Source organism: Streptomyces sp. NPDC093111 (assembly GCF_040683955.1).
Taxonomy (GTDB): domain Bacteria; phylum Actinomycetota; class Actinomycetes; order Streptomycetales; family Streptomycetaceae; genus Streptomyces.
On sequence record NZ_JBFBNW010000026.1, the window covers coordinates 79,540 to 94,161 of the forward strand.

Below are 14,622 nucleotides of genomic sequence, written 5' to 3' on the forward strand. Positions count from 1 at the left end.
CGCCACCCTGTGGACCGAGGGTCAGCGGTCGCGCTTCTCCTTGATCTTCGCGGCCTTGCCGCGCAGCTCACGGAGGTAGTAGAGCTTGGCGCGACGGACGTCACCGCGGGTCACGACCTCGATCTTCTCGAAGATCGGGGAGTTCACCGGGAAGGTGCGCTCGACGCCGACGGAGAAGGAGACCTTGCGAACGGTGAAGGTCTCGGAGACGCCGGAGCCCTGGCGGCGGATGACGACGCCCTTGAACTGCTGGATACGGGAGCGGTTGCCCTCGATGACGCGAACGTGGACGTTCACGGTGTCACCGGGACGGAAGGCCGGGACGTCGGCGCGGAGCGAACCGGCGTTGACCTGGTCGAGCAGGGAGGCCATGGAGGTCTCTTTCCTCGCTGATGCCACAGGTCATCAGCGGTACGTACGAATGGTCGGTGATCGCCGTGCGTCTCTGGCGGGCGTCGTCCCCCTGTGGCAGGGGCGCGCGCCGGACGTACGACAGCGGCCTATTCTTCCACGCCGTCGGGCCTGCGCCAAAATCGGCCGCCGGGCTCGGGGGCCCAGCCCATCATGGAGAGGATCTCCCGGTCCTTCTTGTCGAACGCGGCGGGGTCGCAGCGCTCGATCAGGTCCGGCCGGTTGGCCGCGGTGCGGCGGAACGCCTCGTCGCGCCGCCAGCGCGCGATCTTCCCGTGGTGCCCGCTGAGCAGCACGTCGGGGATGCCGCGGCCGCGCCACTCGGGGGGCTTGGTGTAGACGGGCCCCTCCAGGAGGTTGGCCATGGCGCCGGGGGCGAAGGAGTCGTCCCGGTGCGACTCGGCGTTGCCGAGGACACCGGGCAGCAGCCGGGCGACGGCCTCGGTGACGACCAGGACGGCGGCCTCGCCGCCGGCCAGCACGTAGTCGCCGATGGACACCTCGTAGACCGGCATCCGGGTGGCGTACTCGTCGATGACCCGGCGGTCGATGCCCTCGTAGCGGGCGGGCGTGAAGACCAGCCAGGGCCGCTCGGAGAGCTCGACGGCGAGCTCCTGGGTGAAGGGCCGGCCGCTGGGGGTGGGGACGACGAGGACCGGGCCGTGGGCGCCGGCCTCGAACCCGTCGGCGAGGGTCTGGTCGAGCGCGTCGCCCCAGGGGTCGGTCTTCATGACCATGCCGGGGCCGCCGCCGTACGGGGTGTCGTCGACGGTGTTGTGCCGGTCGTACGTCCAGTCGCGCAGGTGGTGGACGTGGACGTCGAGCTGGCCGCGGGCGCGGGCCTTGCCGACCAGCGACACGTTCAGCGGTTCGAGGTACTCGGGGAAGATCGTGACGACGTCGAGCCTCATGCGCGGTCCCCGGACTCGTCACCCTCGGAGGACTCGGAGGCGTCGGAGGCGTCAGCGGACTCGGAGGCGTCGGCGGACTCGTCCTCGCGGGCGGAGGCGATCTCGGCGCGGTCGTCGATCAGGCCGGGCGGCGGGACGATCACGGCCCGCTGGTTCTCCAGGTCGATCTCGGTGACGATCTCCGAGACGAAGGGGATCATCACCTCGCTGCCGTCGGGGCGCTCCACGATGAAGAGGTCCTGGGACGGCAGGTGGGAGATCTCGGAGATGACGCCGATCTCGGTGCCGTCGGCGAGGACCACGTCGAGGTCCATGAGCTGGTGGTCGTAGTACTCGTCCTCCTCCTCCGGCAGCTCCTCGGGGTCGATCTCGGCGATGAGGACCGTGTTGCGCAGGGCCTCGGCCGCGGTGCGGTCCTTGACGCCCTCGAAGCGCAGCAGGAGGCGGCCGCTGTGCACCCGGCCGGTCTCGATGGTGAGCGGCCCGGTGGAGGCCGGGTCGGTGAGCAGGACTGCTCCGGGGCCGAGCCTGAGCTCGGGCTCGTCGGTCCGCACTTCGACGGTGACCTCGCCCTTGATGCCGTGGGCGCGGCCGATCCGCGCGACTACCAGCTGCACTTCTCCACTCTCTCCTGTCTTTCCCGTGGGTACGACAACGGGCCGGGGTGGGCGCTAGGCCCTCCCCGGCCCGTGCCGGTGTTCTCTTTTCAGCGCACCTGATCCACGTCGACGAGGTCGACGCGGATGCCACGGCCGCCGATGGCGCCCACGACGGTACGCAGCGCACGTGCGGTGCGGCCGTTGCGGCCGATCACCTTGCCGAGGTCGTCGGGGTGCACCCGGACCTCAAGCACACGGCCGCGACGCAGGTTGCGCGAGGCGACCTGCACATCGTCGGGGTTGTCGACGATGCCCTTCACGAGGTGCTCGAGAGCCTCCTCGAGCATGCTCAGGCCTCGGTCGACTCAGTGGTGGACTCGGCCTCGGCCTCGTCCGCCTTCTTGTCGGCCTTCTTGGCCTTCGGGGTGATGGCCTCGCCCTTGGCGTCGCCGCCCTCGAGCGCCTTGGCGAACTCGTCGAACGTGGCGCGCTTGGCTTCCTTGGTCGCCGGGGCGAGCAGCGGCTTCTCCGGGGCCGGGAGGCCCTTCGCCTTCTGCCAGTCACCGGTGAGCTTCAGGATGGCGAGAACCGGCTCGGTCGGCTGGGCGCCGACGGACAGCCAGTACTGCGCACGCTCGGAGTCGACCTCGATACGCGACGGGTTGTACGTCGGGTGGTAGAGGCCGATCTCCTCGATCGCGCGACCGTCGCGGCGGGTGCGCGAGTCGGCGACGACGATGCGGTAGTGGGGCTGGCGGATCTTGCCGAGGCGCTTGAGCTTGATCTTGACTGCCACTGGAGTGGTGTCTCCTGGTCTTGACGTGGTTGGGCACCAACGGGATGCCACGTGGGGTTGCGGAACCCGAGGGGCCCGGAGGACGCGTCAGCCGGAGGAGAGAGGGGTCCTGTGCGACTGTCGAGTACAGCTAGCCATTGTGCCACACCTGCCGAGGTCAGCTGGCGGCGCCCACTGCCTCGGGGATGCGGAAGGGCTTGCCGCAGCCGCCGCAGACGATCGGCGCCTGGGCGAGCACGGACGGGACCACGCGCACGTTGCGCCCGCAGTCGCAGACGGCCTTGACCCGCACGCCGCCGCCCGAGGAACCGTGCCGGGCGGCCGGCCCTCGGAAGGAGCGCTTGGTGTCGGCGGCCGTCGCGACCGTGTGGGCCTTGAGCGCGCGCTGGAGCCGCTCGATGGTGGGCCGGTATCGGCGCCTGGCCTCGGCGTTCAGCGTGACCAGCGAGAAGCCGCTGCTGGCATGCGGCTCCTCGGGGTGGTCGAGGCCCAGTTCCTCGGCGATCGCGAGGAATCTGCGGTTGTGGTAGCGGCCGGCCCGGGAGGTGTCGCGCACTCCTCGGGCGGCGGCGATGCCGTGGACTGCCTCATGGAGCAGTCGCTCGAAGGAGAGTTCGGCGCCACAGGCGGACGACGACTCTCCGATCAGGGACTCGGGCGCGGCAAGGTCGGGCAGCTCGGGGTGGTACCGCTGAATGTCGGCCCACGCCTGTGCCAGCTCTGCGGCGAGAACAGGGGGTGTCGTGCTCACGTCGGGTACAACGAGCCGGATCCCCTCCGGGTTCCATTCCGGGGCATCCCAAATATTTTGCACGTACCCGTCAGTTGCCCTGGTTGCCCGTCAAGCCGGTGCGTAGCGGCGCATACGCCCCGGCGCACGGTGTCGGCACACGCGCCGGGAGGCTGGTGGGAGGGACAGTACCGGGCCTTTGCCCGAAGTCGGGCACCGCCCCCCGAACGTCGGGAAACCGTCGCTCCCGCTGTCCGGAAGTCGTACGGCGCGAGCACTGGACGCGGGCCGGGATGCGCAGTTCCCTGACTACGGGGGGTCGTCGTCCAGGCACCGATTGGGGCGCTTTCCATGACACCTACGCTCGTCCCGCACCACCCCGCGCGCGACTGGGCCGAGATCCAGGAACGGATGCTCGTGCCCCTCTACGAGGCGGTGTACGACCGGCTCGGCGTGGGCGCCCGGTCCTCGGTGCTCGGCCTGGGCTGCGGCTCCGGTCTGGCGCTCCTGATGGCGGCGGCGCGGGGCGCCAGGGTGGCCGGCGTGGACGGGGACCTCGCGCGCCTGGCGCTGGCGAGGGAGCGGCTGCCGGAGGGCACGGTGAGCGCGGCGGGGCCGCCGGAGGGCGCCGCGTACGACGTCGTCACCGCCTTCCACGGGACGGGCCCGGTCGCGGCGCGGGCGGGTGACTTCACCCCCCTGGCCCAGTCGGGCGCCGCCGTCGTGGTGGCGGGCTGGGGCCCGCCGGAGCGCTGCGCGACGGACCCGGTGCTGCGGATCGCGGCGCGGCTGACGGGCTGGCGGCCGGTGGTGCGGGAGGACCTGGAGGAGGTGCTGGCGGCGGCCGGGCTGCGCTGGGAGGGTTCGGGCCGGGTGGCCTGCCCGTTCGGCTACGCGGACGCGGACAGCGCGGTGCGGGGGCTGCTGTCGACGGGCGACTTCGACGTGGCGGTCCGGGCGACGGATCCGCACCAGGTGGAGAAGGAGCTGCTGGAGGCGCTGGAGCCGTACGTCCGCGCGGACGGCACGGTGTGGATGCCGAACGACTTCCGGTACGTGATCGCCCGGGTGCCGTAGACGGGGCCGGAGTGGCCCCGCTACGGGGCTACTCCTTCCGCAGCCGCGGGATCCCGGCCGCCCGGTAGGCCGCGTCCTCCTCCAGGGTCTCGTTGGCGAGGAGCGCCTCGGCGAGGGCGTCCAGCTGGTCGCGGTGCTCCTGGAGCAGGCGCAGGGCGCTCTCGTAGCACTCGTCGACGATGCGGCGCATCTCCGCGTCGACGGTGTCGAGGGTGGCGGGGGCGGCGGAGAGTCCGTAGGCCTGCTGGGCGTCGCCGGGGATGGCGGTGAGGCGGCCGACGCGTTCGCTCATGCCCCAGCGGCCGGCCATCCCGCGGGCGATGTTGGTGACCTGTTCCAGGTCGCTCTCGGCGCCGGTGGTGATCACGCCGAAGACGACCTGCTCGGCCGCCATGCCGCCGAGCGCGCCGATGATCCGGCCGCGCAGGTAGTCCTCGGTGTAGGCGTACTTGTCGGACTCGGGCGTCGACAGGGTGACGCCGAGGGCGCGGCCGCGGGGCACGATGGTGATCTTGCGGACGGGGTCGGCGCCGGGCTGGAGCATGCCGAGCAGGGCGTGGCCGCTCTCGTGGTACGCCGTGCGGCGGCGCTCCTCCTCGGGCATGACGAGCGGGCGTTCGGCGCCGAGCTGGACCTTCTCCAGGGCGTCGGAGAGGTCGGACCGGGTGACGGCCTTCTGCTGGCGCTTGACGGCGAGCAGCGCGGCCTCGTTGGCGAGGTTGGCGAGTTCGGCGCCGGTCATGCCCGGGGTGGTCTTGGCGACGTGTTCGAGGTCGACGTCGCGGGCGAGCGGGATCTCCCGGGTGTGGATCTTGAGGATGGCCTCGCGCCCACCGCGGTCGGGCGGGTTGACGTGCACGATCCGGTCGAAGCGGCCGGGGCGGGTGAGGGCGGGGTCGAGGACGTCGGCCCGGTTGGTGGCGGCGATCACGATGACACCCTCGGAGCCGGTGAAGCCGTCCATCTCGGTGAGGATCTGGTTGAGGGTCTGCTCGCGCTCGTCGTGGCCGCCCATGCCGGCGCCGGCGCCACGGGCCCGGCCGATGGTGTCGATCTCGTCGATGAAGATGATGGCGGGGGCGACCTTGCGGGCCTCGGCGAAGAGTTCGCGGACGCGGGAGGCGCCGACGCCGACGATCATCTCGATGAACTCGGAGGCGGAGGCGGAGAAGAAGGGCACGCCGGCCTCGCCCGCGACGGCGCGGGCGAGCAGCGTCTTGCCGGTTCCGGGCGGTCCGGCGAGCAGCACGCCGCGGGGCATCTTGGCGCCCATCGCACGGTAGGCGTCGGGGTTCTTGAGGAAGTCGACGACGTCGTTGAGCTCGCCCTCGACCTCGTCGATGCCGGCGACGTCGGCGAAGGTGGTGCGCGTGCCGCCGTCCAGCTCGACGGGCTTGGGCGGCGCCTTGCGGCCGAGCATGCCGCCGGCGCCGCCCATGCCGGCGCTCATCCGGCGGGCGATGAACACCCACAGCACGACCAGCAGCAGCATGGGGGCGAGCGAGATGAGCAGGTTGGCGAGGAAGCTGCGCTCCTCGACGACGGGCTTGGCGGTGACGACGACGTTCTGCTTGGTGAGCTGCGCCCACAGGTCGTCGTCGGCGAAGGCGGGCCGCTGGGTCTGGAACTTGGTGTAGTCGCCGTCGCCGTCGGGGACGGGCTGCTTGTTCTTCAGCTGCCCCTGGATGGCGTCGCCCTTGGAGTAGATCTTGGTGACGTTGCCGGCCGCGACCTGCTTGTCGAACTCGGTGTACGAGATGGTCGGCCCGTCGCCCTCGTTGAAGAAGCCGAGCACGAGGTTGGCGATCAGGTAGACCGCGAGCGCCGTGAGGATGAGGCTGCCCCAGCCGCCGGGCATCCTCCGCTTGGGCGGCGGGGGCGGCGGGGCCCCTTCCGAGCGCCAGGGCTGGTCGGTCCGGTCGCGCGGGGGTACGGGGTTGGCCACGTGCTCTCCTCGGGGCGGCTGTGGCCTCAGTATCGAAGAGCGGGACATTCCCGGCATTACGGGTGGTTCGAGGGAGTGAGAAGGGGCCCGCGGCGGTTTCGCACCGCCACGGGCCCCTCTCCGTCGGGCTTCGCTCCGGGAACCGGCCCGGGTCAGCCCATGAACTTCTTGAACTCGTCGGGCAGCTCGAACTCGCCCGGGCCCTCGCCCGCCGCCGGCAGCCCGAAGGCGCCGCCGGCCTGCGCCTGCTCGCGACGCTCCGCGGCGGCCTGCTCGTCGGCCTTCCGCTTCATCGGGTTGCCGCTCTTGCGCTTGCCCTTGGCCTGCTTGATCTGCTTCTTCTGCCGGCCGGGGCCGCCACCCATGCCGGGCATCCCGGGCATGCCCGGCATGCCACCGCCCTGGGCCATGCGGGACATCATCTTGCGGGCCTCGAAGAACCGCTCGACCAGGCCCTTGACCGCGCTGACCTCGACACCGGAACCCTTGGCGATACGGGCGCGGCGGGAGCCGTTGATGATCGTCGGGTCCTGGCGCTCGGCCGGGGTCATCGACTTGATGATCGCGCCGACGCGGTCGACCTCGCGCTCGTCGATGTTGGCGATCTGCTCCTTCATCTGGCCCATGCCGGGGAGCATGCCGAGCAGCTTGGAGATGGAGCCCATCTTCCGGACCTGCTCCATCTGCGCCATGAAGTCGTCGAGCGTGAACTCCTGGCCCTTCTTGGACGCCAGCTTGGAGGCCATCTTGGCGGCCTCTTCCTGGCTGAAGGTCTGCTCGGCCTTCTCGATGAGCGACATGATGTCGCCCATCCCGAGGATGCGGGACGCCATGCGGTCCGGGTGGAACGCGTCGAAGTCGTCCAGCTTCTCGCCGTTGGAGGCGAACATGATCTGCTTGCCGGTGACGTGCGCGATGGAGAGCGCGGCACCACCGCGGGCGTCGCCGTCCAGCTTGGAGAGCACCACGCCGTCGAAGCCGACGCCGTCACGGAAGGCCTCCGCGGTGTTGACCGCGTCCTGACCGATCATGGCGTCGACGACGAAGAGGATCTCGTCGGGCGAGGTCGCGTCCCTGATGTCCGCGGCCTGCTGCATCAGCTCCTGGTCGATGCCCAGGCGGCCGGCGGTGTCGACGATGACGATGTCGTACTGCTTGCCGCGCGCGTACTCGATGGAGTCCTTGGCGACCTGCACCGGGTCGCCCACGCCGTTGCCCGGCTGGGGGCCGTAGAAGGCCACGCCCGCGCGGTCGGCGACCACGGAGAGCTGGGTGACGGCGTTGGGGCGCTGGAGGTCGCAGGCGACGAGCAGCGGGGAGTGGCCCTGGCCCTTGAGCCAGAGGCCCAGCTTTCCGGCGAGGGTGGTCTTACCGGCACCCTGGAGACCGGCGAGCATGATCACGGTCGGCGCCGTCTTGGCGAACCGCAGGCGGCGGGTCTCGCCGCCGAGGATGGTGATCAGCTCGTCGTTGACGATCTTGATGACCTGCTGGCCCGGATTGAGCGCCTTGGAGACCTCGGAGCCGAGGGCACGGGTCTTGACCTGCTTGATGAACTCCCGGACGACCGGCAGGGCGACGTCAGCTTCGAGCAGGGCGATACGGATCTCGCGCGCGGTGGCGTCGATGTCCGCCTCGGACAGGCGACCCTTGCCACGGAGGTTCTTGAAAGTCGCTGCAAGGCGGTCGGAGAGGGTATCGAACACGGTGGTCGCGGATCCTCGGTGTCGGGAGCGGGCGGGCGGACTGCCCTCCAGGGTATCCGGCCGCTCGAAGTACGTGGCCTCGCCCGCCGGATCTGGCGGGCGAGGCCACGCGAACCCCGCGCGGGTGGGGAGCAGGTGTCGCCGCCGAGGATGCCCACAAGCTCCTCAGGAGCACCCCCGTCCAACGGGGAGCACTCCGTGCTCAACGAGCCGTGAAAGCGCAGGTCACACCCGTCAGCCCAGCGCCTCCTCCAGGGTCTTCGCCAGCCCCGCGGCCTCCTCGGAGGAGAGCAGGCTGCCGTCCGGACGGGTCACGTACAGGGTGTCGACCGCGTTGGCGCCCAGCGTCGACACATGGGCGCTGCGGACCCGGACCTCGGCGCCCTCCAGGGCGCGCCCGATCCGGTGCAGCAGGCCGGGGGCGTCCTGGGCGCGGACCTCCAGGACGGTGGCGAGCCGGGAGTCGGCGGCGGCCACGGTGACGCGGGGCGGGGGCGCGGTGACCCCGCGGCGGCGCGGGTAGGCGGCGTCGCGTTCGGCGAGCCGGGCGGGGATGTCGAGGGAGCCGTCCAGGGCGCGGACGAGGTCGGCGCGGAGCCGGTGGGCCTCGGGCAGGGAGCCGTACGCGGCGGCGACCCGCCAGTCGAGGACGAGGACGGGGCCGGTGCCGAGTCCGGCCGGCAGGGCGACGGCGCGCAGCTCGGCGGCGCGGACGGTGAGCCGGTGCAGGGCGAGGACGCCGGCGACGGCGGGCAGCACGCCGGGCCGCTCCGGCAGGGCGACGAGGAGTTCGACGCCGACCGGTTCGGCCTCCCCGGGTTCGGCGAGGACGGGTTCGGTGTGCAGGGCGAGGACGGGTTCGCCGGTGCGCAGCGCCTCGATGGCGAGCCGTTCCTGTTCGGCGCTGGGCGCGGCGGCCTCCGGGTCGGGCGGCTCCTCCCCCGCGAGCACCCCGGCGACGCGTTTGACGAGATCGGCCACCAGAGAGGCCCGCCAGGTGGACCAGGCGGCGGGCCCGGTGGCGAGGGCGTCGGCCTCGGTGAGGGCGTGCAGGAGTTCCAGGGCGCCGAGGGTGCCGACGGCGGTGGCGACGGACTGGACGGTGGCGGGGTCGTCGAGGTCGCGCCGGGTGGCGGTCTCGACGAGGAGCAGGTGGTGGCGGACGAGGGTGGCGACGACGCCGACGTCGGCGCTGTCGAAGCCGATCCGGGCGGCGACGTCGCGGGCGATGGTCTCGCCGACGACGGAGTGGTCGCCGGGCCAGCCCTTGCCGATGTCGTGCAGGAGGGCGGCGACGAGGAGCAGGTCGGGCCGGTGGACGCGGCGGGTGAGGGAGGCGGCGCGGACGGCGGTCTCGACGAGGTGCCGGTCGACGGTCCAGGTGTGGACGGGGTTGCGCTGGGGGCGGCAGCGGACGCGTTCCCAGTCGGGCAGCAGCCGGGTGATCAGTCCTCCGGCCTCCAGGGCCTCCCAGACGGGGACGGTGGACTCGCCGGCGCCGAGGAGGGTGACGAGCTCCTCGCGGGCCTCGGCGGGCCAGGGCGTCGGCAGGGCCTTGGCGGTGTCGGCGAGGCGGCGCACGGCGTGCGGGGAGAGCGGGAGGCCGGCCTGGGCGGCGGCGGCCGCGGCCCGCAGCGGCAGGACGGGGTCGCGTTCGATGGGGGTCCCCCCTGCTCGGCCGAAGCCGAGGGCTTGGGGGAGGGCGCCGAGGGCGAGGACGACCTCGCCGTCCATCTCGACGACGCCCTCGGCGAGCGGGGTGCGCTCGGCGGGCGGTTTCGCCCCGCCGGGGCGGCCGGCGCCCGCCCGGCCGCGTCCGCCGAGGAGGCCGCGCAGCCGGGGCCGCCCGGCGCGGGCCTTGAGGACCCGGTTGACCTCGCGCCAGGTGACGTCGGAGGCGTACGAGACGGTCCGGGCGGCCTCGTACACCTCGCGCAGCAGGGTGTCGGCGTCGAGGAGGCCGAGTTCGGCGGCGACGGCGTCCTGTTCCTGGAGGGCGAGGCGGTCGGTGGCCCGGCCGGTGGCGAGGTGGAGGGCGTCGCGGGCGTCGAGGAGGCGGCGGCGGGCCTCGTCGAGTCCTTCGCGGGGCGCGTCGGCGACCCAGGAGGCGGCGACGGCGCGCAGCGCCTGGGTGTCGCGCAGTCCGCCGCGGGCCTCCTTGAGGTCGGGTTCGAGGAGGTACTGGAGTTCGCCGCTGCGTTCGGCGCGGTCCCGGCACAGGGCGTCGAGTTCGGGCAGCCGGCGGGTGGCCTGGTTGCGCCAGTCGGCGAGGACGGTGGTGCGCAGGGCGGTGACGAGGCCGGCGTCGCCCGCGACGGGCCGGGCGTCGAGGAGGCCGAGCTGGACCTTGAGGTCCTCGGCGGCGGCCCGGTGGGCCTCGGCGGGGGTGCGGACGGAGTGGTCGAGGGCGAGGCCGAGGTCCCAGACCGGGTACCAGACGCGGTCGGCGAGGGTGGCGACGGCGCCGGGGTCGGCGGTGCCGTCGTGCAGGAGCAGCAGGTCGAGGTCGCTGCGCGGGGAGAGTTCGCCGCGCCCGTAGCCGCCGACGGCGACGAGTGCCACCCCTCGTGGCGGGCGTCCGGCGGCGCCGAGGCCGGCGGCGAGGAGGGCCGCGAGCCAGGCGTCGGTGAGGCGGGAGAGCTCGGCACGGCGCGGCGGCCCGGACCGCGTCTTCTCGGTGAGAAGACGCAGCCGGGCCGCCGCGTAGCCGTCGGGTCCCGTGTCGTCGGTTTCCGTGTTCAGGTCGATGCTCGTCACCCGGCGGCTCCTTGTCAGCGTCGTCGCCCTACGGACAGGTCCTAGAGGGCGTCCGGACCGCGTTCGCCGGTGCGGACCCGTACGGCGGTCTCGACCGGGACGCTCCACACCTTTCCGTCACCGATCTTGCCGGTGCGGGCGGCCTTCACGACGACGTCGATGAGCTGTTCGGCGTCCTCGTCCTCGACCAGGACCTCGATGCGGATCTTGGGGACGAGGTCGACGGTGTACTCGGCGCCCCGGTAGACCTCGGTGTGGCCGCGCTGGCGGCCGTATCCGCTGGCCTCGGTGACGGTGAGGCCGTGGACGCCGAAGGCCTGGAGGGCGTCCTTGATCTCGTCGAGCCGGTGCGGCTTCACGACCGCGGTGATGAGCTTCATGCGTCCACCTTCTTGTTCTCCGTCGGGGCGGGGGCGGCCACGGCGGTGCTGCGCGTGGAGCTGCCGCCACCCGCTCCGCTGAAGTCGTACGCGGTCTCCGCGTGCTCGACCTGGTCGATGCCGGAGATCTCGTCGTCCTCGGCGACCCGCATCCCCATCGTCTTGTCGATGAGGAGGGCGAGGACCGCGGAGGCGATCAGAGAGTAGGCGAGGACGGAGAAGACGCCGATGGCCTGCTTGCCGAGCTGGTCGAGGCCGCCGCCGTAGAAGAGGCCCTTGGCGTCGGACTGGACGCCGCCGGTGGCGAAGAAGCCGACGAGGAGGGAGCCGACGACACCGCCGACGAGGTGGACGCCGACGACGTCGAGGGAGTCGTCGTAGCCGAACTTGTACTTGAGGCCGACGGCCATGGCGCAGAGCAGGCCGGCGACGGCGCCGATGGCGATCGCGCCGAGCGGGGAGCAGGAGCCGCCGGAGGGGGTGATGGCGACGAGGCCGGCGACCGCGCCGGAGGCGGCGCCGAGGGTGGTGAAGGAGCCGTGGCGCAGCTTCTCGTAGGCGAGCCAGGCGAGCATGGCGGCGGCGGTGGCGACCTGGGTGTTGACGAACATCACGGCGCCGACGCCGTCGTCGTTGCCGAGCCAGGAGCCGGCGTTGAAGCCGAACCAGCCGAACCAGAGCAGGCCGGCGCCGAGCATGACCAGCGGGAGGCTGTGCGGGCGCATCGGGTCCTTCTTGAAGCCGACCCGCTTGCCGATGACGAGGATGACGCCGAGGGCCGCCGCGCCCGCGTTGATGTGGACGGCGGTGCCGCCGGCGAAGTCGATGACGCCCATCTCGAAGAGCCAGCCGCCGGTGCCCCAGACCCAGTGGGCGACGGGGAAGTAGACGATCGTGACCCACAGGGTGATGAACAGGGCCCAGGCGGAGAACTTGACGCGGTCGGCGAGGGCGCCGCTGATGAGGGCCGGGGTGATGATCGCGAACATGAGCTGGAAGACGGCGAAGACGTACACCGGGATGGTGTAGCCGTCCCACAGTTCGGTGATGCCGATGCCGCTGAGGCCGACGTAGTCGGAGGACCAGCCGAAGAGCGAGGCGGAGTCGGTGCCGAAGGCGATGCTGAAGCCGTAGAGCACCCAGAGGATCGTGACGATCCCGAGGCTGATGAAGCTCATCATCAGCATGTTGAGGGTGGACTTGACGCGGACCATGCCTCCGTAGAAGAAGGCGAGAGCCGGGGTCATCAGCATGACCAGGGCGGAGCAGATGAGCATGAACCCGGTGTTGGCGGCGGACAGCGCGGGCGCGTCTGCTGCCAGGGTCGTGATGGCTGCTGCCATCGGCGTCTCCTCGTCGTCGAATGCGGCCTGTGCGGGGCGGGGCCGGAGCGGCTTGGCCGTGAGGGGTGGCCGGTTATGCGCCAGAGATTCGCGCAGGCCGGTTTCCGCCGATGCCGCTCGATGTTTCGCCGCAGTGACGAAGGGGTGGGGTGTGTTACGCGACCGTGAACGCCGGGGTCACGGGGAGGTGACGGGCGTACCCTCCGCGGGGTCCGGTCCGCCCGCGGGGGACGAGGAGAACCGGCCGCGCCGGCGTCCGTGTGACCTTGCGGCGGGGGAGCCGAGTCGGGCTTTACGGGACGGCCGGCGCGGCCGGGGTCGGTGGGGTCCTGCGGTGGGGCTCAGACGGCCTCGGCGGTCTCCGGGAGCAGTGCGGTGAGCCGGTCGGTGAGGCGGACGACCTCGGCCATGTCGCCGAAGTCGCGGGCCGCGGTGTCGACGGTCTTGCGGAGCCGGGTGTTCACCCGCTCGGAGCGGACCTTGCGGGCGACGCCGAGGGCCTTCTCGGCGAGGGCGACCGACTGCTCGGGCTCCCGCTTGAGGAGGTGGACGGTGGCCATGCCGATGAGGTTGAGGGCGTAGCTGCGCTGGTGCTCGGGGTCCTTCTCGAAGAGTTCGACGGCGCGCTCCATGACGGGCTCGGCGAGCGAGGCGTAGGTCGGGGAGCGGCCGGCGACGTAGGCCAGGTCGCGGTAGGAGTGCGAGTTCTCGCCGTTGAGCTCGGCCTCGGAGAAGAAGCGGATCCAGTCGGGCTCGGGCTCGCCGTCGAGGCCGACGTCGGAGAAGGTGTCCTCGGCCATCCGCACGGCCCGCTTGCACTTGGAGGGCTGGCCCATGTTGGCGTAGGCGCGGGCCTCCATCGCATACAGCATGGCCTGGGTGCGCGGGGTGGCGCAGTCCCGACTGCCGTACTGGGCGAGGTGGATGAGTTCGAGGGCGTCGTCGGGCCGGCCGAGGTGGATCATCTGGCGGCTCATGGAGGAGAGGATGTACGAGCCGAGGGGCTTGTCGCCGGCTTCCTTCGCGGCGTGCAGGGCGAGCACGAAGTACTTCTGGGCCGTGGGCTGCAGGCCCACGTCGTAGCTCATCCAGCCGGCCAGTTCGGCCAGCTCGGCCGCGCAGCTGAAGAGGCGCTGGGCGGTGGCGGCGGGCTGCGGCTCCTGGAGCAGGTCGGTGACCTCGTGGAGCTGTCCGACGACCGCCTTGCGGCGCAGTCCGCCGCCGCACTGGGCGTCCCACTGGCGGAACATCGCGGTGGTGGACTCCAGCAGGTCGAGCTCGACCGGGGAGAGCCGGTGGGCGCGGCGCTCGTCGGGGGCGGGTCCGGGCAGCGGCTCGCCGGCCGGGGTGGGCACCAGCCAGCGCTGCATCGGTTCGATGAGGGTGGGGCCGGCGGCGAGCGAGAGGGAGGAGCCGAGGAAGCCCCGGCGGGCGAGCATGAGGTCGCTGCGGGAGAACTCGCTGAGCAGCGAGACGGTCTGGGGGCCGGCCCAGGGCAGGTCGACGCCGGAGACGGACGGCGACTGGTGGGCGGTGCGCAGTCCGAGGTCCTCGACGGCGACGACGGAGCCGAAGCGTTCGGAGAACAGCTCGGAGAGGATGCGCGGGATGGGTTCGCGGGGCTGCTCGCCGTCGAGCCAGCGGCGCACCCGCGAGGTGTCGGTGGAGATGTGGTGCGCGCCCATCTGGCGGGCCCGGCGGTTCACTTGGCGCGCCAGTTCGCCCTTCGACCAGCCGCTGCGCACGAACCACGAACTCAGCTGTTCGTTCGGGCGCTTGCCGGCAGTCGAACCGTCTGCGCCGTTGCCGCCCACTGGAACGCCCCCATCCACCTGAATGCCGTCCTGCGAACCCCTGCCAGGATGCCGTGTTTCACGGTTCCCGTCCGGTGTTTGTACTCCTTCGAACGGAAAACCGGCTTGCCTCCGGCATACCCGTGCGTGCGATCCGCCCCGGGTTCGTGTACC

Annotated in this window: 13 protein-coding genes; 1 reads left to right on the forward strand and 12 read right to left on the reverse strand. The window is 72.1% G+C overall.

Annotated elements, in window-relative coordinates; genetic code table 11:
• Positions 1-21: 21 nt before the first annotated feature.
• From rplS to AB0Q96_RS34240, 6 genes are all read right to left on the reverse strand, one after another.
• Entirely contained in the window at positions 22-372 is a 351-nt protein-coding gene (rplS, locus tag AB0Q96_RS34215) for a 50S ribosomal protein L19 (RefSeq protein ID WP_329424626.1), read from the reverse strand.
• A 128-nt stretch (positions 373-500) separates the two neighbouring features.
• Complete coding sequence (gene trmD, locus AB0Q96_RS34220; protein WP_365332394.1) at positions 501-1,322, reverse strand: tRNA (guanosine(37)-N1)-methyltransferase TrmD; 822 nt, start codon at positions 1,320-1,322, stop codon at positions 501-503.
• Positions 1,319-1,939, reverse strand: coding sequence for a ribosome maturation factor RimM (gene rimM, locus AB0Q96_RS34225; RefSeq protein WP_365332396.1), 621 nt, complete (start codon positions 1,937-1,939; stop codon positions 1,319-1,321). Before rimM ends, trmD begins: the two co-directional genes overlap by 4 nt.
• Positions 1,940-2,028: 89 nt before the next feature.
• Positions 2,029-2,268 carry an RNA-binding protein gene (locus AB0Q96_RS34230; protein ID WP_005311361.1) on the reverse strand — a complete coding sequence of 80 codons (240 nt, stop codon included), beginning with the start codon at positions 2,266-2,268 and terminating at the stop codon, positions 2,029-2,031.
• A gap of 2 nt (positions 2,269-2,270) precedes the next feature.
• Positions 2,271-2,717, reverse strand: a complete 447-nt coding sequence (gene rpsP / locus AB0Q96_RS34235; protein ID WP_361177624.1) for a 30S ribosomal protein S16 — start codon at positions 2,715-2,717, stop codon at positions 2,271-2,273.
• Positions 2,718-2,874: 157 nt separating this feature from the next.
• The gene (locus tag AB0Q96_RS34240; RefSeq protein ID WP_351667678.1) at positions 2,875-3,468 is read right to left on the reverse strand and encodes a hypothetical protein; all 594 of its coding nucleotides are present in this window, start codon (positions 3,466-3,468) and stop codon (positions 2,875-2,877) included.
• Between the two features lie 330 nt (positions 3,469-3,798).
• On the opposite strand from AB0Q96_RS34240, the gene AB0Q96_RS34245 reads away from it, so the two are divergent.
• Positions 3,799-4,524: a methyltransferase domain-containing protein gene (locus AB0Q96_RS34245; protein WP_365332398.1), complete on the forward strand. Its 726-nt coding sequence runs from the start codon at positions 3,799-3,801 to the stop codon at positions 4,522-4,524.
• Positions 4,525-4,552: 28 nt separating this feature from the next.
• On the opposite strand, the gene ftsH is transcribed toward AB0Q96_RS34245, so the two are convergent.
• The 6 genes from ftsH to AB0Q96_RS34275 all read right to left on the reverse strand — a co-directional run bounded on the left by ftsH (position 4,553) and on the right by AB0Q96_RS34275 (position 14,469).
• Positions 4,553-6,469, reverse strand: coding sequence for an ATP-dependent zinc metalloprotease FtsH (ftsH, locus tag AB0Q96_RS34250; RefSeq protein ID WP_365332400.1), 1,917 nt, complete (start codon positions 6,467-6,469; stop codon positions 4,553-4,555).
• A 152-nt stretch (positions 6,470-6,621) separates the two neighbouring features.
• Positions 6,622-8,175, reverse strand: coding sequence for a signal recognition particle protein (ffh, locus tag AB0Q96_RS34255; RefSeq protein ID WP_365332402.1), 1,554 nt, complete (start codon positions 8,173-8,175; stop codon positions 6,622-6,624).
• A 234-nt stretch (positions 8,176-8,409) separates the two neighbouring features.
• Complete coding sequence (locus AB0Q96_RS34260) at positions 8,410-10,932, reverse strand: [protein-PII] uridylyltransferase (protein ID WP_365332404.1); 2,523 nt, start codon at positions 10,930-10,932, stop codon at positions 8,410-8,412.
• A gap of 41 nt (positions 10,933-10,973) precedes the next feature.
• A complete protein-coding gene (locus AB0Q96_RS34265; RefSeq protein ID WP_329424608.1) occupies positions 10,974-11,312 on the reverse strand; it encodes a P-II family nitrogen regulator in 339 nt (112 codons plus the stop codon).
• The gene (locus tag AB0Q96_RS34270; RefSeq protein WP_365332406.1) at positions 11,309-12,655 is read right to left on the reverse strand and encodes an ammonium transporter; all 1,347 of its coding nucleotides are present in this window, start codon (positions 12,653-12,655) and stop codon (positions 11,309-11,311) included. Before AB0Q96_RS34270 ends, AB0Q96_RS34265 begins: the two co-directional genes overlap by 4 nt.
• A gap of 341 nt (positions 12,656-12,996) precedes the next feature.
• Complete coding sequence (locus AB0Q96_RS34275) at positions 12,997-14,469, reverse strand: hypothetical protein (protein ID WP_365332407.1); 1,473 nt, start codon at positions 14,467-14,469, stop codon at positions 12,997-12,999.
• Positions 14,470-14,622: the final 153 nt, after the last annotated feature.

Coding starts and splice junctions, on each gene's coding strand:
- rplS (WP_329424626.1), bottom strand. CDS start 372: ATGGCCTCCCTGCTCGACCAGGTCAACGCCGGTTCGCTCCGCGCCGAC.
- trmD (WP_365332394.1), bottom strand. CDS start 1,322: ATGAGGCTCGACGTCGTCACGATCTTCCCCGAGTACCTCGAACCGCTG.
- AB0Q96_RS34230 (WP_005311361.1), bottom strand. CDS start 2,268: ATGCTCGAGGAGGCTCTCGAGCACCTCGTGAAGGGCATCGTCGACAAC.
- AB0Q96_RS34245 (WP_365332398.1), top strand. CDS start 3,799: ATGACACCTACGCTCGTCCCGCACCACCCCGCGCGCGACTGGGCCGAG.
- AB0Q96_RS34265 (WP_329424608.1), bottom strand. CDS start 11,312: ATGAAGCTCATCACCGCGGTCGTGAAGCCGCACCGGCTCGACGAGATC.
- AB0Q96_RS34270 (WP_365332406.1), bottom strand. CDS start 12,655: ATGGCAGCAGCCATCACGACCCTGGCAGCAGACGCGCCCGCGCTGTCC.